At 29.2% G+C, this 25590-nt stretch carries 31 protein-coding genes; 20 read left to right on the top strand and 11 right to left on the bottom strand.

Features of this window, described 5'->3' with window-relative positions; genetic code table 11:
• Window position 1: 1 nt before the first annotated feature.
• Window positions 2-1096 carry a PQQ-dependent sugar dehydrogenase gene (locus ACTT9Y_RS03105; RefSeq protein ID WP_440932963.1) on the bottom strand — a complete coding sequence of 365 codons (1095 nt, stop codon included), beginning with the start codon at window positions 1094-1096 and terminating at the stop codon, window positions 2-4.
• Window positions 1071-1781 (bottom strand): SDR family NAD(P)-dependent oxidoreductase, encoded by a 711-nt coding sequence (locus ACTT9Y_RS03100; RefSeq protein ID WP_440932962.1) that lies wholly within the window; start codon window positions 1779-1781, stop codon window positions 1071-1073. The genes ACTT9Y_RS03105 and ACTT9Y_RS03100 overlap by 26 nt, the downstream gene beginning before the upstream one ends.
• Before the next feature lie 27 nt (window positions 1782-1808).
• Between ACTT9Y_RS03100 and ACTT9Y_RS03095 the strand changes: the two genes are divergently transcribed.
• Genes ACTT9Y_RS03095 through ACTT9Y_RS03080 form a run of 4 tightly spaced genes read left to right on the top strand, consistent with a single transcriptional unit; the run spans window position 1809 to window position 4370 of the window.
• A complete protein-coding gene (locus tag ACTT9Y_RS03095) occupies window positions 1809-3299 on the top strand; it encodes a cryptochrome/photolyase family protein (RefSeq protein ID WP_440932961.1) in 1491 nt (496 codons plus the stop codon).
• A complete protein-coding gene (locus tag ACTT9Y_RS03090; protein WP_075504933.1) occupies window positions 3299-3427 on the top strand; it encodes a DUF2256 domain-containing protein in 129 nt (42 codons plus the stop codon). The genes ACTT9Y_RS03095 and ACTT9Y_RS03090 overlap by 1 nt, the downstream gene beginning before the upstream one ends.
• Before the next feature lie 5 nt (window positions 3428-3432).
• The gene (locus ACTT9Y_RS03085; RefSeq protein WP_440932960.1) at window positions 3433-4152 is read left to right on the top strand and encodes a type 1 glutamine amidotransferase; all 720 of its coding nucleotides are present in this window, start codon (window positions 3433-3435) and stop codon (window positions 4150-4152) included.
• Window positions 4149-4370, top strand: coding sequence for a hypothetical protein (locus ACTT9Y_RS03080; RefSeq protein WP_440908485.1), 222 nt, complete (start codon window positions 4149-4151; stop codon window positions 4368-4370). The genes ACTT9Y_RS03085 and ACTT9Y_RS03080 overlap by 4 nt, the downstream gene beginning before the upstream one ends.
• Here the strand turns inward: ACTT9Y_RS03080 and ACTT9Y_RS03075 are convergent.
• Genes ACTT9Y_RS03075 through ACTT9Y_RS03050 form a run of 6 tightly spaced genes read right to left on the bottom strand, consistent with a single transcriptional unit; the run spans window position 4367 to window position 9138 of the window.
• A complete protein-coding gene (locus ACTT9Y_RS03075) occupies window positions 4367-5506 on the bottom strand; it encodes an FAD-binding domain-containing protein (protein ID WP_440932959.1) in 1140 nt (379 codons plus the stop codon). The two genes, ACTT9Y_RS03080 and ACTT9Y_RS03075, sit on opposite strands and share 4 nt — an antisense overlap.
• 6 nt (window positions 5507-5512) lie before the next feature.
• Window positions 5513-5893, bottom strand: a complete 381-nt coding sequence (locus tag ACTT9Y_RS03070) for a phosphate-starvation-inducible PsiE family protein (RefSeq protein WP_440655024.1) — start codon at window positions 5891-5893, stop codon at window positions 5513-5515.
• A complete protein-coding gene (locus ACTT9Y_RS03065) occupies window positions 5893-6351 on the bottom strand; it encodes a hypothetical protein (protein WP_075504929.1) in 459 nt (152 codons plus the stop codon). Before ACTT9Y_RS03065 ends, ACTT9Y_RS03070 begins: the two co-directional genes overlap by 1 nt.
• Before the next feature lie 57 nt (window positions 6352-6408).
• Window positions 6409-7596, bottom strand: a complete 1188-nt coding sequence (locus ACTT9Y_RS03060; RefSeq protein ID WP_440932958.1) for an argininosuccinate synthase — start codon at window positions 7594-7596, stop codon at window positions 6409-6411.
• A 4-nt stretch (window positions 7597-7600) separates the two neighbouring features.
• A complete protein-coding gene (locus ACTT9Y_RS03055; protein WP_440932957.1) occupies window positions 7601-8113 on the bottom strand; it encodes an invasion associated locus B family protein in 513 nt (170 codons plus the stop codon).
• Window positions 8104-9138, bottom strand: a complete 1035-nt coding sequence (locus ACTT9Y_RS03050; protein ID WP_440932956.1) for an aldo/keto reductase — start codon at window positions 9136-9138, stop codon at window positions 8104-8106. The genes ACTT9Y_RS03055 and ACTT9Y_RS03050 overlap by 10 nt, the downstream gene beginning before the upstream one ends.
• A gap of 79 nt (window positions 9139-9217) precedes the next feature.
• Here ACTT9Y_RS03050 and ACTT9Y_RS03045 point away from each other — a divergent pair, with 79 nt between their 5' ends.
• Window positions 9218-9979, top strand: a complete 762-nt coding sequence (locus ACTT9Y_RS03045; RefSeq protein WP_440932955.1) for a Bax inhibitor-1/YccA family protein — start codon at window positions 9218-9220, stop codon at window positions 9977-9979.
• A 2-nt stretch (window positions 9980-9981) separates the two neighbouring features.
• On the opposite strand, the gene ACTT9Y_RS03040 is transcribed toward ACTT9Y_RS03045, so the two are convergent.
• Both ACTT9Y_RS03040 and ACTT9Y_RS03035 read right to left on the bottom strand, forming a co-directional pair.
• The gene (locus tag ACTT9Y_RS03040; protein WP_440932954.1) at window positions 9982-10326 is read right to left on the bottom strand and encodes a DUF2794 domain-containing protein; all 345 of its coding nucleotides are present in this window, start codon (window positions 10324-10326) and stop codon (window positions 9982-9984) included.
• A complete protein-coding gene (locus ACTT9Y_RS03035; RefSeq protein WP_440932953.1) occupies window positions 10319-10870 on the bottom strand; it encodes a septation protein A in 552 nt (183 codons plus the stop codon). Before ACTT9Y_RS03035 ends, ACTT9Y_RS03040 begins: the two co-directional genes overlap by 8 nt.
• A gap of 87 nt (window positions 10871-10957) precedes the next feature.
• Here ACTT9Y_RS03035 and hspQ point away from each other — a divergent pair, with 87 nt between their 5' ends.
• From hspQ to mmsB, 15 genes are all read left to right on the top strand, one after another.
• A complete protein-coding gene (gene hspQ / locus ACTT9Y_RS03030; RefSeq protein WP_440932952.1) occupies window positions 10958-11278 on the top strand; it encodes a heat shock protein HspQ in 321 nt (106 codons plus the stop codon).
• A gap of 178 nt (window positions 11279-11456) precedes the next feature.
• A complete protein-coding gene (gene ccmC, locus ACTT9Y_RS03025) occupies window positions 11457-12164 on the top strand; it encodes a heme ABC transporter permease CcmC (protein ID WP_440932951.1) in 708 nt (235 codons plus the stop codon).
• Window positions 12161-12388: a heme exporter protein CcmD gene (locus ACTT9Y_RS03020; RefSeq protein WP_440908475.1), complete on the top strand. Its 228-nt coding sequence runs from the start codon at window positions 12161-12163 to the stop codon at window positions 12386-12388. Before ccmC ends, ACTT9Y_RS03020 begins: the two co-directional genes overlap by 4 nt.
• A 10-nt stretch (window positions 12389-12398) precedes the next feature.
• Window positions 12399-12818, top strand: coding sequence for a cytochrome c maturation protein CcmE (gene ccmE / locus ACTT9Y_RS03015; RefSeq protein ID WP_440932950.1), 420 nt, complete (start codon window positions 12399-12401; stop codon window positions 12816-12818).
• 1 nt (window position 12819) lies between these two features.
• Complete coding sequence (locus ACTT9Y_RS03010; protein ID WP_440932949.1) at window positions 12820-14694, top strand: heme lyase CcmF/NrfE family subunit; 1875 nt, start codon at window positions 12820-12822, stop codon at window positions 14692-14694.
• The gene (locus ACTT9Y_RS03005; RefSeq protein WP_440932948.1) at window positions 14691-15209 is read left to right on the top strand and encodes a DsbE family thiol:disulfide interchange protein; all 519 of its coding nucleotides are present in this window, start codon (window positions 14691-14693) and stop codon (window positions 15207-15209) included. Before ACTT9Y_RS03010 ends, ACTT9Y_RS03005 begins: the two co-directional genes overlap by 4 nt.
• Window positions 15206-15568 carry a cytochrome c-type biogenesis protein gene (locus ACTT9Y_RS03000; protein WP_440932947.1) on the top strand — a complete coding sequence of 121 codons (363 nt, stop codon included), beginning with the start codon at window positions 15206-15208 and terminating at the stop codon, window positions 15566-15568. Before ACTT9Y_RS03005 ends, ACTT9Y_RS03000 begins: the two co-directional genes overlap by 4 nt.
• Window positions 15569-15579: 11 nt before the next feature.
• Window positions 15580-16092: an acyloxyacyl hydrolase gene (locus ACTT9Y_RS02995; protein ID WP_440932946.1), complete on the top strand. Its 513-nt coding sequence runs from the start codon at window positions 15580-15582 to the stop codon at window positions 16090-16092.
• Window positions 16093-16104: 12 nt separating this feature from the next.
• The gene (locus tag ACTT9Y_RS02990; RefSeq protein WP_440932945.1) at window positions 16105-17256 is read left to right on the top strand and encodes an alpha-hydroxy acid oxidase; all 1152 of its coding nucleotides are present in this window, start codon (window positions 16105-16107) and stop codon (window positions 17254-17256) included.
• 103 nt (window positions 17257-17359) lie between these two features.
• Window positions 17360-18523, top strand: coding sequence for a pyridoxal phosphate-dependent aminotransferase (locus ACTT9Y_RS02985; RefSeq protein ID WP_440932944.1), 1164 nt, complete (start codon window positions 17360-17362; stop codon window positions 18521-18523).
• Between the two features lie 3 nt (window positions 18524-18526).
• Window positions 18527-20023, top strand: coding sequence for an FAD-linked oxidase C-terminal domain-containing protein (locus ACTT9Y_RS02980; protein ID WP_440932943.1), 1497 nt, complete (start codon window positions 18527-18529; stop codon window positions 20021-20023).
• Window positions 19977-21257, top strand: a complete 1281-nt coding sequence (locus ACTT9Y_RS02975) for an FAD-binding protein (protein ID WP_440932942.1) — start codon at window positions 19977-19979, stop codon at window positions 21255-21257. The genes ACTT9Y_RS02980 and ACTT9Y_RS02975 overlap by 47 nt, the downstream gene beginning before the upstream one ends.
• A complete protein-coding gene (glcF, locus tag ACTT9Y_RS02970; protein WP_440932941.1) occupies window positions 21257-22546 on the top strand; it encodes a glycolate oxidase subunit GlcF in 1290 nt (429 codons plus the stop codon). The genes ACTT9Y_RS02975 and glcF overlap by 1 nt, the downstream gene beginning before the upstream one ends.
• Before the next feature lie 5 nt (window positions 22547-22551).
• Window positions 22552-23505 carry a 2-hydroxyacid dehydrogenase gene (locus ACTT9Y_RS02965; RefSeq protein WP_440932940.1) on the top strand — a complete coding sequence of 318 codons (954 nt, stop codon included), beginning with the start codon at window positions 22552-22554 and terminating at the stop codon, window positions 23503-23505.
• A gap of 1 nt (window position 23506) precedes the next feature.
• Entirely contained in the window at window positions 23507-24421 is a 915-nt protein-coding gene (mmsB, locus tag ACTT9Y_RS02960) for a 3-hydroxyisobutyrate dehydrogenase (protein WP_440932939.1), read from the top strand.
• 6 nt (window positions 24422-24427) lie between these two features.
• Here the strand turns inward: mmsB and ACTT9Y_RS02955 are convergent, their stop codons facing one another.
• Window positions 24428-25516: a GAF domain-containing protein gene (locus tag ACTT9Y_RS02955; RefSeq protein WP_440932938.1), complete on the bottom strand. Its 1089-nt coding sequence runs from the start codon at window positions 25514-25516 to the stop codon at window positions 24428-24430.
• Between the last annotated feature and the right edge of the window lie 74 nt (window positions 25517-25590).

Raw genomic sequence — 25590 nt, 5'->3', positions numbered from 1 at the left:
ATTATTTTTTTTTCTCCATTAACCATAAACTGTTTCCCGCAAGAAAATATATTTTTCCATTAACTGGGTGAACTTGTATATCTCTTATTCTTCCAATTTTATCTTTGAAAATAATTGTTTCTTCAATCTTAGACGAATTTTTAAAGTTTAATTTTCTCATTGATTTATCTTTTAAAGAAGTAATTAACGCTTCGCCATTCCATTCACTAAATTCTTTTCCCTTATAAATAGTTATAGCACTTGCTGCTATTGAAGGTACCCAGTACTGGATTGCTTTGGTAAAGCCTGGTTTCCATTTAGGTCCAATCTTTGAGCCTGAATAATTTGTTCCACCCCAACCTAAAATTTTCCAACCATAATTCTCCCCCTTTTTTACTTCACCAAACCAATCACCACCTTTTGCACCATGGTTGCTTGCATAAATTTTTCCATCAAAAGGGGAATAGGTTAGACCTTGAGGATTACGAACACCAATTTGATAAATTTCTGGTAACCAATCTGACTTACCATCAAACTTAGGGTTATCTTTTGGAATACTACCATCTAAATAAATTCTGATAATACTTCCAGGATGATTTGTCGGATCTTGAGCAATCATTCCACCACCTCTTTCACCGGCAGATGCAAAAAGATAATTGTCTTTTATAGCTAGTCTTGAACCGAAATGATAACCAGATTCTATTGGTGGTTCAGCTTGAAATATATTTTTAAAATCTAAATTTTTTTTATTTAATTTAGCCTTTGCAATTGATGTACTAGTTTTCCAATCCCCTCTATTTTCTGAATAAGAAATCCATAAGTAATTATCTTGATAAATAATATCTAATAAACCTCCTTGTCCGTGTACAAAATAATTTAAGTTATGTTCAACTTCATAAACTTCCTCAGAAATAATATTCACTATTTTTATTTTTCCAGTTTTTTCAGTGATAATAAGCTCTTTATTACTTATAAAAGATGATCCCCACGGGTCATTTAAATTTGTCAATTTTTTAAAAGTAAAATTTTCAGAAAAACTTTTTGATGAAAATAATAAAAAGAAAAAAATCGATAAAAAATATTTGATCACTTTATGAAAGTTTAGATCTACCACCATCTACAGCAATTATTTGGCCTGTAACCCAAGAACTATCTTCTGTTAGTAAGAATTTAGCAAGAGCAGCAGAGTCTTTACCTTCGCCTAATCTTTTAAGAGGATGTGCTTTTGCAATCCCTTCAGCTATGGCAGTATTTTTTAACATTGGTTCTGCTATTTTAGATCTTGTTAAACTTGGTGCCACACAGTTTACTCTTATGTTTGGAGCAAATTCTGCTGCAAGAGAAACAGTCAATCCTTCAATAGCTGCTTTAGCTGATGCTATAATTGCATGATTAGTAAAACCTCTTTGAGCAGCAACGGTTGAAAATAATACTATCGAACCTTTATTTTTTTTTAAACTTTCCTGATATCCTTTAATAGCTTCTACAGCAGAATAAAGATTAAGTTTCATGCATTTTTGAAAGTCTTGTTCATTTACCATTCTTAATGGTTTTAAATCAATAGAACCGACACAATAAGCTAGGCCTTTAATTTCAGATATATCTGATTTAACTTTTTCTATAAACCCATCCTCTAAAACATCTGCAACGGTATGTGAGCATCCAAGTTTTCCAGAGACAGAATTAAGTTCACTTTCATTTCTTCCAACTAGATGAATATCGTTTCCAGAGTTTTTTAATTGTTCCGCTAAACTTGACCCAATAGAACCTGTCGCACCAAAAATTACATATTTTTCTGACATAAAAAAATTTATTAGTTATATTTAACTATGAAGTTATTTTTTATACTTGGTAATCAATTATTTCCAACAAAATACCTGGACCGCTTCAAAAAAGACCACCTATTTTTTATGGCTGAAGATAAGGGTTTATGCACTTATGAAAAGCATCATAAACAAAAAATTTTATTATTTTTATCTTCTATGCGTTCTTATGCAGACGGATTAAGAAAAAACAAATTTAAATTAGATTACCTTAAAATCGAAGATAAAGAATTTAATGAAGATTATTTAAAAAAATTAAAAAAAATAATTACACAAAAAAAAGTAAAAGAAATCTCAAGTTTTGAAGTAGAGGATAAATTTTTTGAAAAAAAAATTTCACAATTTTTAAAAAAAGAAAAAATACACTGGAATGTTGTTCAAACTCCTATGTTTTTAAATTCAAGAGCTGAATTTAAAAATTATTTATCAAAATCAAAAAAACCTTTTATGGCAACTTTTTACAAAGATGTTAGAAAAAAATCTGGAATATTGATGGGTTTAGATGGTAATCCAATCGGGGGCAAATGGAGCTTTGATGAAGATAACAGAAATAAATTACCTAAAAATATTTTAATTCCAAAATTTCCAAAAATAAATGAAACCAGTCACACAAAAAAATTAAAGCCTATTATTGAAAAAGAATTTAAAAATCACCCAGGGAGTACAAATAATTTTTGGTTTGCAACAGAATACGAAGATGTAGTTAAACTTTTAAATTTTTTTATAAAAGAAAAATCAAACTTATTTGGTGATTATGAGGATGCAGTTGATCAAAAAGATAATATTCTATTTCATAGTGCATTAAGTCCTTATATAAATTTAGGTTTAATTACTCCTGAATTTATTATCCAAAAAGTTTTAGACTTTCATAAGAAAAATAAAATTAGAATGAATTCTTTAGAGGGCTACATCCGCCAGGTGATTGGTTGGCGAGAATTTATGCGTGGAATTTATCAGTCATATTCAAAAGAAATGGAAACTGAAAATTTTTTTAAACAAAATAGAAAAATGAAAAGTTCTTGGTATGATGGGACCACTGGTCTTCCACCTTTGGATTATGCAATTAATAATGCTGTTAATCATGGTTGGTCACATCACATTGAACGGTTAATGATCTTATCCAACATTATGAACCTTTGTGAAATTAAGCCAACAATTGTTTATAAGTGGTTCATGGAGATGTTTGTAGACTCCTCAGATTGGGTAATGGTTCCTAATGTTTATGGAATGGGATTATTTAGTGATGGAGGAATTTTTGCGACCAAACCTTATATTTGTGGCTCTAGTTATTTTATGAAAATGATGGATTTTAAAAAAGGTGATTGGTGTAACACCATGGATGGTTTGTACTGGAGGTTCATCGATCGAAATAGAAAATTTTTTTTAAAAAATCCTCGTTTGTCTATGATGGTAAGGATATTTGACAAAATGAAATCTGATAGAAAAAAATTAATTTTGTCAGAAGCTGATAAATTTATTAAACAAAATACAATTTGATGAAAAAGGAAAATTTACCAACAAAAATTTGTCCAGTTTGCAAAAGACCATTTACTTGGCGAAAAAAATGGAAGTTGAATTGGGATAGAGTAAAATATTGTTCCAAAAAGTGTTCTAAGCTAAGCTAAGCTTAGTGAACATAATAGTATTACAACATATCAAAATAGAAGATCCAGGTTACATTAAAGATTTAATGTTAGCTGATGGATTTAACTTAACTACTATTGAGTTAGATGAAGGTGAAAAAATACCAGACGATTTAAATAAATTTGATGGCATGTTTTGTATGGGAGGTCCAATGGATACTTATATGGAACAAGAATATCCTTGGTTAATAGAAGAAAAGAGAGCAATTAAAGAATTTGTTGTTAATCTAAAAAAACCTTATTTAGGTTTTTGTTTAGGTTGTCAGCTTCTAGGAGAGGTTGTGGGAGGAAAAGTGGTTAAATCTAAACCAGCGGAAATTGGTATTATGGATATAAATTTCTCTAATGAAAAAAATGTAGATAAATTATTTTCAAAATTTCCTAATACGATTAAAAGTTTACAATGGCACTCTTATGAGGTTCAAGGCATTGAAAATAATAAAGATGTAACTTTATTAGCTTCGTCCCCGATCACCAAGTATCAAATCTTTAAATATCAAAACCATGCGTATGGAATTCAATTTCATATAGAAATAAAAGATTCTACTGTTAATGATTGGGGTTGTGTTCCAGAGTATAAAAAAGCTTTGGAAGATCAGCTTGGTAATGGTGCATTAGAAAAGTTTGATCAATCTGCAAAAGATAACATGAAAGATATGAATAACTATTCTACAATCCTTTATAATAATTTTAAAAAACTTTTATGAATAATAAAATTTTTGAATGGGCAGGAGTGATAACTGCAATATTATATTCTTTGTTTGTCGCTTTAAATATAGGCATAGAATTTTTTGGGTTTTGTCTACTGTTATTGTCAGCCATTTTAATTGGAATTTGGGCCTATAGGGGTGGTCATAAAGGAATTTTATTTTTGCAATTTTTTTATGCAACCGCTGGAATTATTGGAATGGTTCGTTGGTTTTAATTAAAGCTTGAAACTATTTTAGGAATATAATTTTTAAAGTTAAAAAAACCTTTATTGCAGTATTGCCAAGCTAATTGATCAAGATTTCTATATAAAAATTCTATCTTTAAATTATTAGAATTTAAAAAATCTAAATTTTCACCTACTGTTGGGTACAGACCGTAATAATTTTCAATATTTGTTATTTCACTTATATCTATAATTTGACAATCAATAGATTGATTTTTTAATCTTTGTTCTTGGTCTTCTATTAAATGAGATTTAAATTTCACTAACTTTTCACTCAGTTTTATTGCTCTATTTTCGTTTTTATTTGAAACTAAGTAAATTTTCTTAAAGTTGTTTTCCTTAAAGTCAGTGATTTCAAACGAGAGATTATTTTCAAAAATTAAAAGACTCTTACTCTCAATCTTTTGTGGGTTATTGAAATGCTGTTTAATTATTTGATAAAATTTTTCAGATACTTTTGGAGGAGCATTTTCATTTAATTTTATATTTTGAAATCTATTGTTAGTGAATTTTTTAATATTCCATTCACTTGCAAGGTAATGTTTTCCTTGAGTTTGAACACCCGCAACCCATCGCCACCCAAGAGTATTTGATGCAGCATCTCCATCATAAAGATGTTGCATAAAAAATTCTGCACCTAATTGCCAAGGCAATTCTAAAGTAAAAATCCAAATACTAGCAAACCACATTCTTGTGTGATTATGCAAATAATTATTTTCTTTAAGCTCTTTCACCCACTCATTAAAGCAATCTACTTTTGTTGTTCCTTCGATTGCTGCAATATAATCTTTATTATCTTCAAATTCATTTTTGATTTGATTTAATTCTATAAGATAATCAGCCCAAACATTTGGTCTAAGTTCTAACCAACCTTTCCAATAAGTTCGCCATAGAACCTCTTGAATAAATTTTTCATTTTTTGAAAAAGAAAATTTACTTAGAGCTTTCTGAATAACTTCTTGTTCATTAATTATTCCATGTGTTATATATGGTGATAAGCAAGATATATTAGATCTTTGTTCAGGTCCAAAATCAAAATTTCTTAATTTTGAATATTCTCCAAGATTATTCTCAACAAAATTATTTAATTGATTTAAGGCCTTAGCCCTTGAAGCTTCAAATATCATTTTAAATTATTTTGATTTTTTTTTCTTAAGACCTAATTTGTCACTATGTCTTAATCTTAAAACAACAATTGCTCCAGCTATTAACAAAATAGCTACTGCTTCATAAACAAGTGCGGTAGGATCCATTTCTTTACCTTGTAGAATAATAAATCGTGCAAGGGCGGTAATTGCAATAAGAAGTGGTAGAGTAATACTAATAGATTGTTGGTTCCAAAAAACCCTAACCATTGCTAGTACTTCCAAATAAAGAAACATTAAAAGCAAATCTGCTAATGTAACAGATTGATTTAAGAACATTTTTTTCATTTCAATCCCTACAGCAATAACAGTGCTGATTAAGATAATAACCATTAATGCTAACTGTAAATTTTTTGCTATCTTATCCATTATTTATCTTTACTAAAAGGTAACCATTTTTCAATTGCAGATTTTAAGGGACCATCATAAGGGATTGAATAAGAATTCGGGTTTGGACTTGTTAAAACTTCAATCCCTTTTGAAAATACAAAAATAAATACTATTACAAAAACTATGACCATGATTTTAAAAGGATCAAAATTCTTTGTTTGAAAAACACTTGCAGACTTCTCTTCTGCTCTATGGAATTGTTTAAAAGTCATATAGACAGCAAATATTAAACCTATATGAGCTAAAAAAAGTCCAGCCCATCCAAATGCAAAAGTTGTGTAAGAAAAGACATATAAACTAAAAACAGTAGTCCAAATAAAACTTAAAACTAAAAGAATTTGTAATCTAACTGTTTTAGGAAGTGCGCGTAGATCATTCTTACTATCATCAAATAAAATATTTGCAGCATCTCTCATCCAATTCTTTATTGATTCCATGATCTAAGGATATAATTTTTAGTGATTTAAACAAATGTTAATTTGTCCTAAACGTTACTAAGAACGAAGCTTTTTTTTGTGAAAATTGATAAATCTTTCAACGTTAGATTTATTAAATGACTTATTTTCTTCAAATGAGACTTTTTTCATCGAGTAAGCGCTGCTATTAGTAACTCTAGATTGAATTGTAATATTTCCTTTATACAATTTAAGTTTAACTGAGCCATTAACTTTGCTTCTTTTTAAATCTACAATTTTTTGAAGTTTAAATCTTTCTTTTGAATACCAATAACCATTGTAAATTAACTCTGCATATCTAGACATTATCTGATCTTTTTTATGCATAGTTTCTTTGTCTAAGGTAACAGACTCAATTGCTCTATGAGCATTTATTAAAAGAGACCCACCAGGTGTTTCATACACTCCTCTAGATTTAATACCTAGAAATCTATTCTCTACTAAGTCAACTCTTCCAATTCCATTTTTGCCTGCTAGATCATTTAACTTTGTTAATAATTTAGCTGGAGATAATTTTTTTCCATTAATTCCAAAAGGATCACTATTTTTAAAATTAATAGTAACAAAAGATGGTTTGTTAGGTGCTTTTTCAGGAGAAACTGTTCGTTGAAAAATAAATTCTGGAGCAGAATTTTTTGGATTTTCTAAAACCTTACCTTCAGTTGATGTATGAAATAAATTATCATCCACTGAAAATGGAGGTGCACCTTTTTTATCTTTAGGAATAGCTATGCCATATTTTTTTGCATAATTAATTAAGTCTGTTCTAGATTTTAGTTTCCAAATTCTCCATGGAGCTATAATTTTAATTTTAGGACCGAAATAATGATAGCCTAATTCAAATCTAACTTGGTCATTGCCTTTACCAGTTGCTCCATGTGAAACTGCATAGGCTTTAAATTTTTTAGCTATTCTTATTTGATCTTTTGCTATAAGAGGTCTTGCTATCGATGTCCCTAACAAATAAACGCCCTCATAGATCGCGTGTCCTCTGATCATGGGATAAACATAATCCTTAACAAAAATATCTTTTAAATCTTTAATAATTATATTTTTAACACCAAATTTTTTTGCATTAGTAATAATTTTTTTTCTATCAATTTCTTGTCCGACATCTGCTGTATAACAAATTACATCTGCATCATAATTTTCTTGAAGCCATTTTAAAATTATAGAAGTATCGAGCCCTCCAGAATAAGCTAGAACAATTTTCTTTTTTGATTTCATTCAATTAACTACAAGCTTTTCTTGAAGCGTTATAAGCTTTAGTAAATCCTAGCAATGAGTAATGATCAATTGTTTGAGAACCTTGTTGATTGTATCCAGTGATCATAATTCTAGATCCTTTTCTCATTTGTTTGATCATTTTTAGTTCAATTCTATTGTCAGCAATCCATGCAAAACCTTGTTCTTTAATGTCAAATTTAAATTTGTTTTTCCCTGAAGCAGCAGTTACTGAATTATTTTTGTTAAATTCATAACCCGGGGTAACACTTACCTCATTTTTTATGTTGTCGTTTGGTCTGAATGCTACAAATAATTTTGCATCTCTTTTATTAGTTTTAGGCGCTTGTAAAATAGGCAGTGATTGAGCAAAGCATACTTTACCGTCAGCATCCATAACAACCATTGCTTCCCAATCTTTATATTTACCAATTTTTTTAATTTCTTGGGCCGAAAGTTGAGTAACACCACTTATAAAAAATATTCCTAAAAATATTGAAATTTTTTTAATTATGGACATGGATTTGGATAAATTGTTTGTACTTGGTTAATTTCTTTAATGACATCATCGGATAAGTTTACATTTACACTTTCTATATTTGTTTTCAACTGCTCCATTGTAGTTGCTCCAATTATTACACTAGTCATAAAGTCTTGGATTTCACAAAATTTAATAGACATTTGACTCATATCTAGATCAAATTTTTCACTAATTTTGTAATAATGCTCAACTGCATCCTCAGTATTCGGCTTTCTATACCTTGTCCAGAAATCAAAATCTCTCTCCATTCTTGATCCTTTAGGAAAACTTTTGTTTCTATATTTTCCACTTAAATATCCACTTGCAAGTGGAGAGTAAGCTAAGCAGCCAATGTTTTCTCTTATAGAAACTTCAGCTAGTCCTACTTCGTAAGATCTATTTAATAAACTATAAGGATTTTGGATTGACATCATTCTAGGCAACTTTTTATCTTTGGATAACTGAAGATAATTTAAAACTCCCCAAGGAGTCTCATTTGATAAACCGACGTATCTTATTTTTCCTTGATCAATATATTTATTTAACTCTGCGAGAACATCTTCAAATTTATTCCATTCATTTTCTTTATGAACATAACCAAGTCTTCCAAAATTATTTACATTTCTTTCTGGCCAATGAAGTTGATATAAATCTATATAATCAGTTTTAAGTCTTTTAAGACTATCATTTAAAGCAGATTCTAAGTTTGGACCTGTAAAACTATTTTCTCCACTTCTTAAATAATCTCTTGCTGGACCAGCAACTTTTGTTGCAAGAATGACTTTGTCTCTTTTTTTTGTTTTTTCAAACCAGTTCCCAATAATTTCTTCTGTATCACCGTAGGTTTCTTTCCTAGGAGGTACTGCATATAATTCAGCAGTGTCCCAAAAGTTCACTCCTTGATCTAAAGCAAACTCCATTTGTTCAAATGCTTCAAGTTCAGTATTTTGTTCTCCCCAAGTCATAGTACCGAGACAAATTGTACTTACTTTAATATCAGTATTACCTAAATTTTTGTAATTCATTAGAAATATTAAGTTAAATTTTTGTTAATCTTTTAAGGTATCTTGAATAATTAGTAAAAGAATATATATATTAGTCATTATGGAATTTGATAAAAACGGAATACTAAATAGAGCTAAAGCAGCACAACAATCGGCTGCTGTAATGGATGAAGGCTTAAGAGCTTACATGTTAAAAGTTTATAATTACATGGCAACAGGTGTATTGTTAACTGGAATAGTAGCACTATTAACATTTAAAATGTCTGTTGTTACCAATGATGCGGGTTCAATCGTTGGTCTAACGCAGATGGGGAATGCAATTTATTTATCAGGTCTTAAATGGCTTGTAATGTTAGCTCCTCTAGGAATCGTTTTTTACATGAGTTTTGGAATTAATAAGATGAGTGCATCAAAAGCACAAACTACGTTTTGGGTTTTTGCAGCTTTGATGGGTCTATCTTTATCTTCAATATTATTAGTTTACACTGGAATGAGTGTAACAAGAGTTTTCTTCATTACCTCTGCAACATTTGGAGCGATGAGCATTTATGGATACACAACTAAAAGAGATCTTACAAAGTTTGGATCTTTCTTAATGATGGGTCTAATTGGAATAATTATAGCTTCAATTGTTAATATCTTTATGAAATCTTCTATGATGTATTTTGTGATTTCAATTTTAGGTGTTTTAATATTTGTTGGTTTAACAGCTTATGACACCCAGAAAATCAAAAATATGTATGTTGCCTCTGATTCAGGTGAGTTAATGGGCAAGAAAGCTGTAATGGGTGCTTTAACTTTGTATCTTGATTTTATTAACCTATTTATAATGTTATTAAGATTATTTGGTCAAAGAAGATAAATTTATTTTTGAAGTTTCTTCCAGTTTGTATTTTTTAATAAAGTTTTAAGATCGTAAGAATTTTTAAGTATTTTACCACTTGTATCAGTAATTAAATATTTAAGATTTTTATTTTTAGGCTTAAAATTTTTACAAATTTTATAAAGAGCATTCTCAGTAGCATTTCTAAAAACACTAAACTTTACTTGCTTGCTAGAAATACTTAAGCCGTAATCTTTCCAAGAACCTTCTGAAACCATTTTGGCATATAAGTCTAATATAATTTTTAGCTCGTCTTTTTCAAAAAAATATTTTTCCTCAATTTTATTATGAAGATTATTTACTACTAATTTTAAATTACTACGCATCAATCTTATGTTTATTTATTAATGGTATTTGAAAACCTGTGAATATTATTGTGATTGGAAGCATTCCCCAAACTTTAAAATTAACCCAAAATTCTTCTGTTTGTGTTCTCCAAATAAATTCATTTAATAAAGCAAGTCCAAAGAAAAAATACATCCATCGTTTATTCAGAATTTCCCATCCAATATCAGTTAGAGGAATAGATTTACCCATAATTTTTTTAAGAATAGGTTCATTGGTAAAATATTTCCCAAAAAATAACGCAAGAGCAAACATAATATTAATGATAGTTGGTTTTACATAAATAAATATAGGATCATTAAAGTAGATAGTTAATCCACCAAAAAAAGTAATTAAAATTCCACTCACTAAAGGCATTGGAGGAATTTTTTTTTCAAAAAACCAAACTATTGCTAATGCAACTAAAGTTGCAACTATCAGTGGAGGTATTGCTACTGATAAATTTTTACCACTATTGTAATAATAGAAAAAAAATATTGCTAAAGGACCGAAATCAGTAACAAATTTTAAAAAAGATTTATTCACTAAAAAGATATTAACATATTTGACACATCACAAAACATTTATATTTTTAGCATTGATTTTTATTTCTAAATACCCATACTAAGATTAATGGCAGTCCAAAAAGCAAAATTTTCAATCGGAGACATCGTAAAGCATAAACACTTTGAATTTAGAGGTGTGATTTATGATGTTGATTTTGAATTTAATAACTCCGAGGAATGGTATCAATCTATTCCAAAAAATGTGAGACCAAGAAAAGATCAACCGTTTTATCACCTATTAGCAGAAAATGATGAGATAACTTATGAAGCTTATGTTTCTGAGCAAAATTTGCTTATGGACGATTCTGATGAACCAATAAAACACCCTTTAATTGAAGAGATTTTTTCAGGAAAAAAAGGCTCTAGTTATTTCAAGCTTTCTAATTAAGGCAACCATCATTCAACCACATTTAGCTCAAATCTAGGCCATATAAATTAGCTATACTTTAGTATTTTCTGGTCAAGAGTGTTAAACGTTAATTTCAATCTTATTATTTCCCCTCTGCATTCTTGATCAGAAAACTATTTCATAATAGAAATCACAAAAAAAAATTTTAAATTTAAATATGTTTAAGCTTTTTGAACCTAACAAAATATTCAAAATCACCTCAAAAGCACCTAAGTACGTATTATTTTTGTTTATTGTTGTATTAAGTATTGGATTAGTTGAAGCATTAGTCATATCTCCTGAAGATTATAAACAAAGTGATGCAGTTAGGATTATGTATGTTCATGTTCCTGCTGCTTGGATTTCACTTGGAATATTTTCTTCTATAACTTTATTATCTATTTGTGGTTTTGTATTTAGAAACAAAAACTTTTTTTTAATCTCTAAAAGTTTAGCTCCTTCAGGATTTGTTTTTAATATTATTGCTTTAGTTACAGGATCAATTTGGGGAAAACCAACTTGGGGAACATGGTGGGCTTGGGATGCAAGAATTACATCAATGTTAATATTAGCTTTATTCTATGCAATGTATTTAATTGTTTGGAGAATTTATGATAAGGAAGAAAAAGTCTACAAGATCTCAACTTTTATAACTATTTTAGGAATTATTAATGTTCCAATAATAAAGTACTCAGTTGATTGGTGGAATACACTCCATCAACCTGCATCTATTAATATTTTGTCAAAAAGCTCAATTCATTCATCAATGCTTTACCCATTATTAATAATGACTGCGGCATTTGCTCTTTTTTCGTTGTTAATTTTCTTAATGAAATATAATACAGAACTGATAAAAATTAAAAATAAAGGCTTAGATAGATTATGATAAATGAATTATTTTTTATGAATGGATATGCAGTGTATGTGTTATCTGCTTTTAGCTTTACCTTATTAAGTTTCCTAGGTTTATATTTGGTAACTAAAATGCAATTTGTTAAAGAACAAAACAAATTTGTTGCTAAATTTGGATCGCTTACTACTGAGCAAGCTAATTCTGCAAAATCACAAAGAATAAATAAAGAAATTTTAGCAAACGTAACAAATAATTAACTTTTAAACCATGTATGGTCGAAAAGTTAAATTAAGATTTCTATTTATAATAATAATTTTAATTACTTTAATTTTAACAACATTTTTGATTTTAAAATCATTAGAAGAAAATGTTGTATATTTTCAATCGCCTTCTGAAATAAAATTACTTGCTGAATTAGATAAAAGCAAAATAAGAGTTGGAGGTATGGTTAAAAAAAATTCTATTTCTATAAATTCAAATGAAATTAACTTTATAATAACAGACTTTAAAAATGAAATAAATGTTAGTTATTCTGGTGCAGTACCAAATTTATTTGCTGAAGGAAAAGGGGTTGTTGCGGAAGGTTTTTTAAAAGATAGAAACTTCTTCTCTGCAACAAAAATTTTAGCAAAGCATGATGAAAATTATATGCCACCAGAAGTAAAAGAAGCATTAGGGGAAAAATAAATTGATTTATAGTCTTGTTGGATATTATTCGTTAATATTAGGATTAATTATTGGATTATCGTTATTTTATTTTTCATATAAAAATTTTAATAATTCAAACGTATTAGATACCAAAATATTATCATTTACATTTTTACAATTATTTTTTGTTGTCATAAGTTTTTTGTGTTTGATCTTTTCTTTTGTTATTTCGGATTTTAGTAATGTAACAGTATTTAATAATTCTCACACTACTAAACCATTATTTTACAAAATAAGTGGAACCTGGGGGAATCATGAAGGTAGTTTATTATTATGGTTACTTGTTTTAACTTTATTTATTTTCATATTTTTAGTACGAACAAAAAACCAACCAGTAAAATACAAAATTTTAACTCTAGTTTTTCAACAAATAATAATTGTTGGTTTCTTTTTATTTCTAATCAAAACATCAAATCCATTTAATTATATTTTTCCAATACCTACCGAAGGTCTTGGATTAAACCCAATTTTACAAGATCCTGCTTTAGCAATTCATCCACCTATTTTATATTTAGGCTATGTTGGTTCTTCAATTATTTTTTCATCTGTTTTGGCAGCAACAAGTTTAAAAATTATTTCTACCAGTTGGGCATCACATATAAAAAATTGGATCTTAATTTCATGGATATTTTTGACTTTAGGAATACTGCTTGGATCAATTTGGGCTTATTACGAATTGGGCTGGGGAGGTTTTTGGTTTTGGGATCCAGTTGAGAATGTTTCTCTAATGCCCTGGCTTGCATTAACTACTCTTTTACATTGTATTTTAGTACTAGAGAAAAAATCTATTTTAACTTCATGGGTAATAATTCTTTCTATTGCAACATTTACATTAAGTATGTGTGGAACATTTTTAGTAAGATCAGGAATATTAAATTCAGTTCATACATTTGCCAACGACCCTGAAAGAGGTTTATTTATTCTTATTTTTTTATTCATTTTGATTTTTTTATCTATTTTAATTTTTTTCTTTTTTCATAAAGATAATGACAAAAAATCTTATAGTTTTTTTTGGTTGAGCAAAGAGACTTCAATATTAATTAATAACTGGTTCATGATGTATTTTTTATCAGTTGTATTAATAGGTACCGTTTATCCAATTTTTTTAGATGTAATTTCTTCCCAAAAAATATCTGTAGGACCACCATTTTATCATAAATTAATAATTCCATTTTTAATTCCATTTTTACTTATGATGGCAATAGGTCCAAAATTAAAATGGATCAAATCTCAATTAGAAGATAAAATTTATTTAATTTCTTTTTTAATTATCTCAATTTTATTAACATTTTTAATATTAAAAAATTTTAATCAAAATGTTTTAATAAATACAATTTTGATATCGAGTGCACTTTATTTATTCTTTATTACCTTGCGAGATTTTTTTGTAAAAAAATATAAAAATATTTCACAAAATATTGCTCATTTCGGATTTAGTTTATTGATACTAAGTATCTTGTTTAACAATATATTTACAAGCGAAATTATAACAAATCTCAAGGTTGGTGAAACTTTTGAAAATCCGAAAATCAAGATAGTTTTTGAAAGTGTTGATCAGAAAAAAGAAAAAAATTATAATGCTATTATTGCGAATTTTTCTATAAGTAATTTAAATGGTGAAGAGGACAGATTTTCGCCAGAGCTAAGAATTTATAATCAACCTGTCATTGCCACAAGTGAAGCTGATATCAAAACAACTCTAATGTCAGATAAATTTATTGTAATTAATCTGGTTCAAAATCAAGATTTTTTCAACGTAAGATATCAGGTTAAACCATTTATGTTATGGATCTGGTTATCAGTAATTCTAATATCTTTTGCTGGTATTGTTAGCTTTTTACAAAAAAGATCATGAAAGATAAAATATTACCTTTTTCAGTTATTATTATTTTCGGATTAATATTTTTTATTTTTTACAAAGGCCTAGAAGATTCAAAAATATACACTCCAGAGATTAATACAAAAAAAGAGATACCAATTTTTAATACTAAAGAATTTTTTTCGGGAGAAAATTTAAAATCATCAAGTATCTTTGAGTTAGATAAGATTTATTTATTAAATATTTGGTCATCTTGGTGTGTGCCATGTCGACAAGAACATCCTTTTTTAATGAATTTAAATTCAGAAAATAAAGTAAATATTATAGGGATGAATTATAAAGATAATTTAAAAAATGCGGAAAATTTTTTAAAAGAACTAGGAAACCCTTATAAAGAAATCTTTATTGATTTAGATGGGACAATAGCAATTGAGTGGGGAGCCTATGGGGTTCCCGAATCATTTTTAGTTTATAATAATAAAATTATTAAAAAATATATTGGACCTCTTAACCAAGGATCACTTGATGAGATTAATTTATTGATAAAATGAAACTTCTAAGATTTTTTTTAATTGTTATATTATTATTGTCTTTAAACAGTCTTAACGCTGAGGAGAATGATAAAAGAAATAAAATAACTAAAAATTTGCGATGTCTTATATGTCAAGGTCAATCGGTTTATGATTCAGATTCTGAATTTGCAAATAGCTTAAAAATTGTAGTTGATAAAAAGCTTCAAGAAGGCCTCTCTGAAGATCAAATTTATGAATATTTCAAAACTAAATATGGAGAATGGATACTTTACGATCCTAGTTTAAATAAAAACACATATATTCTTTGGTTATTACCGATATTGATATTTTTAATCGGGGGTGCAATAATCTATAAAAGCTTTATAGTTAAAAAATAAATTAATCTGTTATGAATTTAAAAAAATTTTTAATTAACTTGTTAATTATCACATTTGCATTTTCTTCGATTGCAGAGGAAAAAGTTTTAAAAGATCAAAATACAGAATTCAGTGTTTACACAGGAATGTTTGATTTTAGCGATGATGGAAAAAGATCAACTTTAATTGGCTTTCAACATCAAAATGAAAATTTAAACAGAGATACTTTTTTAGGTAATCTTTCACCGATTACAGGTGCGTTAATAACAGCTGATAGCGCAGGATATATTTATACAGGTGTTCAGGCTCAATATAAGTTAGGAGTATTAAATTTTACTCCAAGCTTTACTCCAGGATTATATTTTGAGGGTGATGGTAAAGATTTGGGACATTTAATTGAATTCAAAAGCGAAATACAAATTTCACTTGATTTATCTAGATCAAGTGAATTAGGTTTTTCTTACAATCATATATCTAATGCTAGTCTAGGAGATAAAAATCCTGGGGCAAATAGTTATATGTTTAATTTCTTTAAAAGCTTTTAATAGATACTCATCATGAATATTAAAGATTGTTATAATTTTGAAGATTTTAGAAAATTAGCAAAAAAAAAATTACCAGCTCCTATTTTTCACTATATCGATGGTGGAGCGGATGATGAAGTTACTTTAAACAGAAATACAGATGCTTTTAATGATTGTGATTTAGTTCCCAGTATTCTTAATAGTGTTGGTGAGCCAGATTTATCTACTACAGTTTTTGGTAGAAAAATTAGTATGCCGTTATTTTTATCTCCTACCGCAATGCAAAGTTTATATGACCCTGATGGAGATAAAGCTTCTGCTAGAGCTGCAGAGAAGTTTGATACAATTTATAGTATGTCCACAATGGCATCTTTTTCAATCGAAGAGGTTGCAAATGTTTCTAGTGGGCCTAAACTTTTTCAACTTTATATTCATAAAGATAAATCAATTACTGATGATTTAATTGAAAGATGTAGTAGAGCTAATTTTGATGGGATGTGTATTACTGTTGATACACTTGTTGCTGGAAATAGAGAAAGAGATCATAGAACTGGATTTACCACACCACCGAAATTTACTTTGGATAGTTTATTGAGTTTTGCAATGAGACCAGGATGGGTTTTCAAATACTTTACAAATAAAAAATTTGAATTAGCAAATATAAAAAACAAAACTGATAAAGGTACTAATATTGCAAAATCAGTTATGGATTATATTAATGAACAATACGATCCAGCAATGAATTGGAAAGATGCAGAATATTGCATAAAAAAATGGAATAAGCCTATGGCATTAAAAGGTGTAATGTCAGTAGAAGATGCTAAAAGAGCATTAGATATTGGTTGTACAGCAATTATGATTTCAAATCATGGAGGAAGACAACTTGATGGATCGAGATCTCCATTTGATCAAGTTAAAGCAATTTCAGATGCAGTTGGTGATAAATTAGAAATTATTCTTGATGGCGGTGTAAGAAGGGGAACACATGTTCTTAAAGCTTTAGCTGCTGGAGCAACAGCTTGCAGTTTTGGAAAAGCATTTCTTTTTAGTTTAGGCGCAGGTGGACAAAAAGGTGTTGAGAGACTTTTAGAAAATATGCAAAAAGAAATTAGAAGAAATATGATTTTAATGGGTTGTAAGTCTGTTAAAGATCTTGATGCGTCAAAAATAATATATAGAGACTAAAATATAAGAATTTTAAGCATTTATTTGATAAATTAAACTTTCAAACTAAATAGACAAAAAACTAATTTTCGTTTAGTTTGTCGATTTTAATTTTTAAATTATTATGGAACTTGCAAAATCTTTAAATAGGCTTGGAACTGAAAGCGCTTTTTCTGTCTTAGCTGAAGCAAAAAAACTTGAAGCTCAAGGCAAACCTATGATTCATTTAGGATTAGGTCAACCTGATTTCAAAACTCCAAAACATGTAGTTGATGCAGCCAAAAAAGCTCTAGATGATGGACACCACGGATATGTTCTTTCAAATGGTATTTTAGAGTGTAGACAATCAGTTACTAGATGGATTAAGAAAAGATATAGCGCAGACGTAGATCCTGAAAGAATTATTATTATGCCAGGTGGAAAGCCAACAATGCATTATGCAATTCAGTGTTTTGGTGAGCCAGGAGCAGAGATAATTCATCCAACCCCAGCTTTCCCTATTTATGAATCAATGATTAATTATACTGGTTCTACTGCAGTGCCTTACGATCTAACTGAAGATAAAGATTTAAAGTTTAGTGCAGACAAAATTTTATCTCTAATTACTGATAAAACTAGATTATTAATTTTAATAAATCCAAACAACCCAACAGGAAGTTTTGTAGAAAAATCAGAAATAGACAAATTGGCTGAAGGTTTAAAAAAACATCCTCATGTTACTATTTTAAGTGATGAAATTTATAGTAGACAAATTTTTGATGATAAAGAAATGCCAACATTCTTTAATTATCCTGAGTTAAGAGAAAGATTAATAGTTTTAGAGGGTTGGAGTAAAGCTTACTCAATGACAGGTTGGAGACTTGGTTGGAGTTTTTGGCCAGAAAATTTAGTTGAACATGTAAATAAATTATTAATTAATAGTGTATCATGTGTGAATGCTGCTGCTCAGTTCGCAGGCATTGCTGCTCTAGATGGACCTGATGACTCGATTGATGAGATGATGGAAAAGTTCACATTAAGAAGAAAATTAATTCATGAAGGTTTAAATAGTTTACCAGGTGTAGAGTGTAGTTTACCTGGTGGAGCATTTTATGCGTTCCCTAAAGTTATTGGAACTGGAATGAATGGTAGTGAATTTTGTAAAAGAGCTATGCATGAGGCAGGTGTTGCTATAGTTCCTGGTACAGCTTTTGGAAAAACATGCAAAGATTACGTAAGATTTAGCTTTGCTGCCTCAAGAGATAACATTTCTAACGCATTGGAAAATATAAAAAAAATGTTAGGTTAAGCTATGTCTGAATTAGCTTTACCAAAAATTGATAGCTCTATTTTAAATAGAAAAAGTGAGATAGTAAAAAATCTATCAAAGTTAACAGATAAAGAAAATGTTCTAAGTGAAGCTGATGAATTGAGACCTTATGAAACTGATGCTCTGTCAGTTTATACGCAAACACCTTTAGCAGTAGTACTTCCAGAAAATACTGATGAGGTAAGTGAGATATTAAAATATTGTTATAGTGAAAACATAAAAGTAGTTCCAAGAGGTGCAGGCACAGGCTTATCTGGAGGCGCATTACCCCTTCAAGATGCTATTCTTCTTGGTCTAGGAAAATTCAATAAAATACTTGAAATTGATTATAAAAATAAATGCGTAGTAACACAGCCTGGAGTAACAAATCTTGGAATTACTCATGCAGTTCAACACAAAGGGTTTTATTATGCACCAGATCCTTCTAGCCAGTTAGCATGTTCTATAGGTGGAAATGTTGCTGAAAATTCTGGTGGAGTTCATTCACTAAAGTATGGAACGACTACAAACAATATTCTTGGCGTACAGATGGTAATGATGGATGGAACCGTTTGTAGATTTGGAGGAAAGTCTTTTGATCAAGAGGGATATGATCTTATGGGTTTAATTTGTGGATCAGAAGGTTTATTGGGAGTTGTTACAGAAGTAACAGTTAAAATTTTGAAAACACCTGATGTGGTAAGAGCGGCTTTAATAGGCTTTCCATCTATAAAAGAAGGAGGAGATGCTGCTTCAGAAATTATTTCAAGTGGAATAGTGCCAGCAGGAATGGAAATAATGGATAAAGCTTTAATTGAGGCAACAGATAATTTTAGTAAAGCGGGATATCCAAGAGATGCGGAATTATTATTAATAGTAGAACTAGATGGAACAGAATCAGAGGTTAATGAATTAATTAGAAAAGTAGAAGCTATCTGCAAAAAAAATAATTGTTCTAGTCTTAAACTTAGCAATAGTGAGAAAGAAAGACTTTCTTTCTGGGCTGGAAGAAAAGCTGCTTTTCCAGCTTGTGGAGCTATGGCCCCTGATTATTATTGTATGGATGGATCTATTCCAAGAGGTAAGCTTGCTGAAGCATTATTAGAAATTAAAAAATTATCAGAAAAATATGAATTACCGGTTGCAAATTGTTTTCATGCAGGTGATGGAAATTTACATCCACTTATTATGTTTGATGGAAATGATAAAGAACAACTTAGAAAAACCGAGGAATTTGGTTCCGAGATATTAAAAACATGTGTAAGACTTGGTGGAGTGATTACAGGTGAGCATGGTGTTGGTATAGAAAAAAGAGAACTTATGTGTGAAATGTTTAATGATAACGATATACAACAACAACTGAGTATTAAAAAATCATTAGATGAAAAAAATCTATTAAATCCTGGAAAAGTTTATCCTATACTTAGAAAATGTGCAGAGGAAGGAAGGGTTCATGTCCATAAAAATAAAGATAAATTCCCAGATCTTCCAAGATTCTAATAACGTATATTACCCCAAAGATGAAGTTGAAGTTTCAGATTTAATTCGGGAACTATATAAACAAGATTCTCCAACAGAAATTATCGGTAATAATTCAAAAAGCTTTATTGGAAACAAAACTCAATCGGCTAACACTACTTCTTTGTCTAAAATTTCTGGTATCATCGACTATAGACCTGAAGAATTGTATATTAAAGTAAAAGCCTGCACACCAATTAATGAAATCGAGAAGGTCTTAAGTGAAAATAGTCAGGAGCTAGCTTTTGAACCAATAGACTTCGGGTATATTAAAGATGGCAAATCAAATAAAGGAACGATAGCAGGATACTTATCATGTAATTATGCAGGTTCACGAAGATTTAAAGTTGGAAGTGTACGAGATCATGTCCTAGGTTTTAAAGGAGTTAATGGAAAAGGAGATATAATTAAATCAGGAGGTACTGTCGTTAAAAATGTTACGGGTTATGATTTATCGAAACTTATAGCTGGTTCGTTTGGTACACTTGTTGCTTTGACTGAAATTACATTAAAGGTACTACCAAAGAAAGATTCTTCTAAAACTGTAATAATTTATCCTAATAATTTTGATCAAATTTATGATTTGTTTAATAAATTATCTAGTTCAAGTAGTGAAATTTCTGGTGCTGTCTTTATTCCAGAGCAATCAAATGATAAAGAATTTTCAGCTAAAAGAAATAATGTTTTTAAGTTTAATGATCTTAAATCAAAAGTTTCGTTTGTGGCATTTAGAGTTGAGGGAGATAAAATTTCAATTGAGGAAAAAATTAATAATTTAAAAAAAGAACTTGAATTAAACAATTCAGATATTTCTATTCTTGATGTTTATCAATCAGAACCATTTTGGGAAAAAATAAATAATTTAGAGGTATTCGAAAGTACCGAACACAATTTAATACGAATGGTGATACCGCCAGGGAATGGTTCAAAATTATGCAAATATTTGGAAAATAATCATAATTATTTTATTGATTGGTGTGGGTCGTTATTCTGGATTGAAGTTAATAGTAAAAAAGAGGAAAAGATTAAAGATTTAAAAAAAATGGCAAACGATTTTGGAGGTTATTTGACAGTTATTAAAACTTCATCCGAATATGATTATGGTGAACCTATTTTTACCGTTGATAAAGTACGTTTGATGATTTCTGAAAAAGTAAAACAAAGTTTTGATCCAAAAAGAATTTTAAACCCAGGTAAAATGTATAGAGGTGTTTAATGCAAACAAAATTTACTGAAGAACAGCTTAGAGATCCAGACAATTTTGCAAACGAAAAAGTTTTTAAAAAATGTGTGCATTGTGGAATGTGTAATGCCACATGCCCTACTCATCAACTTTTGGGTGATGAGCTTGATGGACCTAGAGGACGTATATATCTTATTAAAGATATGTTAGAAAATAATAGGAAGCCGACTGAAAAAGTAGTAAAGCATATTGATCGATGTCTCTCATGTTATAGTTGCATGACTACTTGCCCAGCTGGTGTAAATTATATGCACATAATTGACCACGGAAAAAAATATATTGAAAAAAATTATCAAAGATCATTCTTTGATAAGTTAATAAGATATTTTTTATCAATCACTCTTCCAAATACAAAAGTTTTTAGATTATCAAGTTTATTAGTAAAATTATCGAAGCCATTTAAATTCTTAATGCCTTCAAAAATTAAGGATATGATCGAGTTAATGCCTACAAAATTTCCTAAAAAAAGCTTACCAATTAAAGAAATTTACAAACCCTCTACTAAAAAAAAAATTGCTAGAGTTGCTCTTTTAACAGGATGTGTACAAAAAGAAATATCTCCTCAAATTAATGAAGCAACAATCAGGCTATTAAACAGACACGGCGTAGAAGTAGTTGTTCCAAAAAAAATTCGTTGTTGTGGATCTTTAAATCATCATCTTGGAAAAGAGGAGGATGCACATCAAGATTTTAAAAACAATATAAACACTTGGTATGAGGAGCATCAAAAAGGAAATTTAGATGCAATTTTGTCAAATACATCAGGTTGTGGAACAACAATGAAAGATTATGGATTTATTTTTCGTGAAGATAAAGAATTAAGTAAAAAAGCCAAAGTAATATCAGAGCTTACAAAAGATATATCGGAATACATATTTGAAAGTTTAAAACTTAATATTAAAGATAAAGGAAAAAAATATAAAGTAGCTTATCACTCCGCGTGTTCAATGCAGCATGGTCAAAAAGTTCATTTTCAGCCTGTTTCATTACTTGAGAAAACTAACAATGAAATTATGGAAATTCCTGAAGGACATATATGTTGTGGATCAGCTGGTACTTACAACATATTGCAATCAAAAATTGCAAAACAATTATTGAAGAAAAAAGTAAATAATATTGAAAGTTTAAATCCAGATTTTATTTCTACTGGAAATATTGGTTGTATTACCCAAATCGCTCATGGTACTAAAGTTCCAATATTACATACAATTGAAGTTTTAGATTGGTACACAGGTGGACCAAAACCTGAAATTTTAAAATAGAAATTATGAAAAAAGTTTTAATTACAAGACGCTTGATAAGAGAAAGTGAAGAAAAAGCATCTAATTTATTTGATGCCAAATTTAATACTAATGATGAACTTTATTCACAAAAAAAAATTATTGAAATGAGTCAAGGATTTGATGGAATATTATCATCACTAACTGAAAAATTAGATGCAGAAACAATCAATCAATTACCAGATACAATTAAAATAATTTCTAATTTTGCAGTAGGATTTGGAAACATTGATTTAGAAGCAGCAAAAAATAAAGGTATAACAGTAACAAATACACCAGAAGTTTTATCAGATGCTACAGCAGAGATTGGAATTTTATTAATTCTTGGAGCATGCAGAAGAGCTTCCGAGGGAATAGAATCTGCAAGAGAGGGTGGATGGAAATGGTCTGCTGACTATTTAATTGGAAAACAATTAACTGGAACAAGATTAGGAATTTTGGGCATGGGTCGTATCGGCCAAAAAATTGCAAAAATTGCAAAATCTTTAGGTATGATCATTCATTATCATAATCGTTCAAAATTAAGTGAAGATAAAGAACAAGGTGCAACATATCATGATAGTATAAAAAGTCTTTTTTCTGTCTCAGATGTTTTATCAATTTGTTGTCCTGCCACAAAAGAAACAGAGAACTTAATAAATAAAGAAACTGTTGAGTATTTTCCTAAAGGTGCTGTGATAACTAATGTTGCAAGAGGCGATATAGTAGATGATGAAGCTTTAATTGATGCATTGAATAGAAGAAAAATTTATGCAGCAGGATTAGATGTTTATAAAAATGAACCAAATTTAAATCCTGGTTATTTAAAAATCCCAAGTGCTTTTGTTTTACCTCATCTTGGGAGTGCAACTAAGGATACAAGAATTGCAATGGGAAATTTAGCAATTGATAATCTTGATGAGTTTTTTAGAACTGGAAACTGTATCAATAAAGTAAATTAAAATGTCTCAATCGATAGCTTTCATTGGCGTTGGCAACATGGGTTGTCCAATGGCTGTAAATTTAATGAAGGGAGGTAAATCTGTAAAAGTTTTTGATGTCTCAAAAAAAATGCTTGGGATTGCAAAAGATAGAAATCTTGAAATAATCGAAAATTTAGATGATCTAATTACAACTGATGTTGAAACAGTTATTACTATGCTTCCAGAAGGTAAGCATTCTAAGGATGTTTATTTAGGAGAAAGTGGAATAATAAATAAAGTTTCAAAAAACTGTCTATTAATTGATTGCTCAACAATTGATATTCAAACTTCTATTGAAATTGGAAAAAAAGCTTCAGAAAAAGGAATAGAAATGATTGATGCGCCAGTTAGTGGTGGAGTAATGGGAGCCCAAAAAGCAACTTTAAATATAATGGTTGGTGGATCAAAAAAAGCATATGAAAAAGCTCTTCCTTTATTAAAAATTATGGGAAAAAATATATTTCACGCAGGTGATTTAGGTAGCGGGAATGGTGCCAAAATTTGCAACAATATGGCTCTGGGTATTGCAATGATTGCTGCTTCAGAGTCATTAATGTTAGCGAAAAGATTAAATATAGATATCAAAAAAGTTCATGAAATCATGAAAAATGCGTCTGGTAACAGTTGGCCAATTTCTGTTTACCCACCTTTACCTGGTTTAATTGATGGTACGCCTTCAAACAACAATTATCGTCCAGGTTTCTCTGCAGGAATGATGAATAAAGATCTTAAACTTGCAAATGATTGCGCAAAAAGTGTAAATGCTGAAACACCATTAGGAAAAATGGCTTTAGAAATTTATGATCAATTTTGTAAAGAAGGAAATGATACTAAAGATTTTTCAGCGATTTCTAAAGTTATAGGTGGTAATGCTTGGGACTATCCAATTGATTAAATAAATTTATTGTAAGTGTTTATAAATTGTCGTTCTAGAAACGCCTAATTTTCTTGAAGTTGCAGAGATATTATTTGTTTCATTAAATGTTGATCTAATTAAAGTACATTTCTCCCTTTTGATTTTTGTATCTTCACAATTTTTACAAGTTCTCATTTTTCTTTCTTTTTTTGTTTCAACAAATTTGTTTTCCTTAAAAATTTGACTTTTGACTACAAAAACAGACGAGCCTAAATGATCGGTTATTTTTAATGTTTTATTATTTAATAAATCTAATGCAATAGATGAAAATGAATTAGTAAAAATTTTATTAAAATTTTCGTTTTTTAAATCTACTAATCCATTAAGCATAATTTTTGCATTACTATTTGCACCTACTATCAGACCATCTCCATTAACAGCTAATAAACCAACACTTGTGGTTGATAAATATTCTTGTCGAGGATGAAATGATAAAATTAATTCATTTTCAAACTTTTTTAAAAATAATTTTGTTTCGATACTTCTGGTTGCAAGTTTTACTAAAGCTAGAGTATGCTGCTCTCTAGACATATAGTCAGTTGAAGCATCTATAATTCCTATAGTCTTACCATCATAATTAATTATTGGACTTGCGAAACAAGATATATTTTCATGTGCTGTAAAAAAATGTTCTTTACCAGAGACTATTGTTGGTTTTTTTAATTCTACAGATAATCCCAAACCGTTAGTGCCACAGACTTTTTCAGCCCAAATTGATCCAGGTATTACAGTTTTACCTACGTCGGTTTTAAGACAAGTTTTGTCATATATTGTATCAAGCACTAACCCATTCTCATCTGAATATGCGACCATAAAATTAGTTCCAGCAATTTGTGAGTATAAAAGCTCCAATTCTGGGAGAACTATTTTTCTAAGAGCCTTATTTTTTTCTTTGATTTCATTTAATTCTATTGAAGAAATTATGCTTTGTCTTGGATCTTTAAATGGATTAAGTCCTTTAGCAATACATCTAGACCAACTATCGGAAATGTCTTTGCCCATTTTATAGGACATCATTCCCCTTTTTTTTAAAATACTTTTAAACTCATTATTTATCGCTGATAAATTGCTCATTTTTCAAAGATAATTAAAAATATCATATTCAACAACTAACCGTAGGTTGTATTTGTAAACTTATTGAACACTTA

Origin of the sequence: Candidatus Pelagibacter sp., from assembly GCF_052049995.1 — a bacterium.
Lineage (GTDB): Bacteria > Pseudomonadota > Alphaproteobacteria > Pelagibacterales > Pelagibacteraceae > Pelagibacter.
The sequence above is the reverse complement of the archived record's forward strand: the minus strand, read 5'-3'. Positions and strand labels throughout refer to the sequence as shown.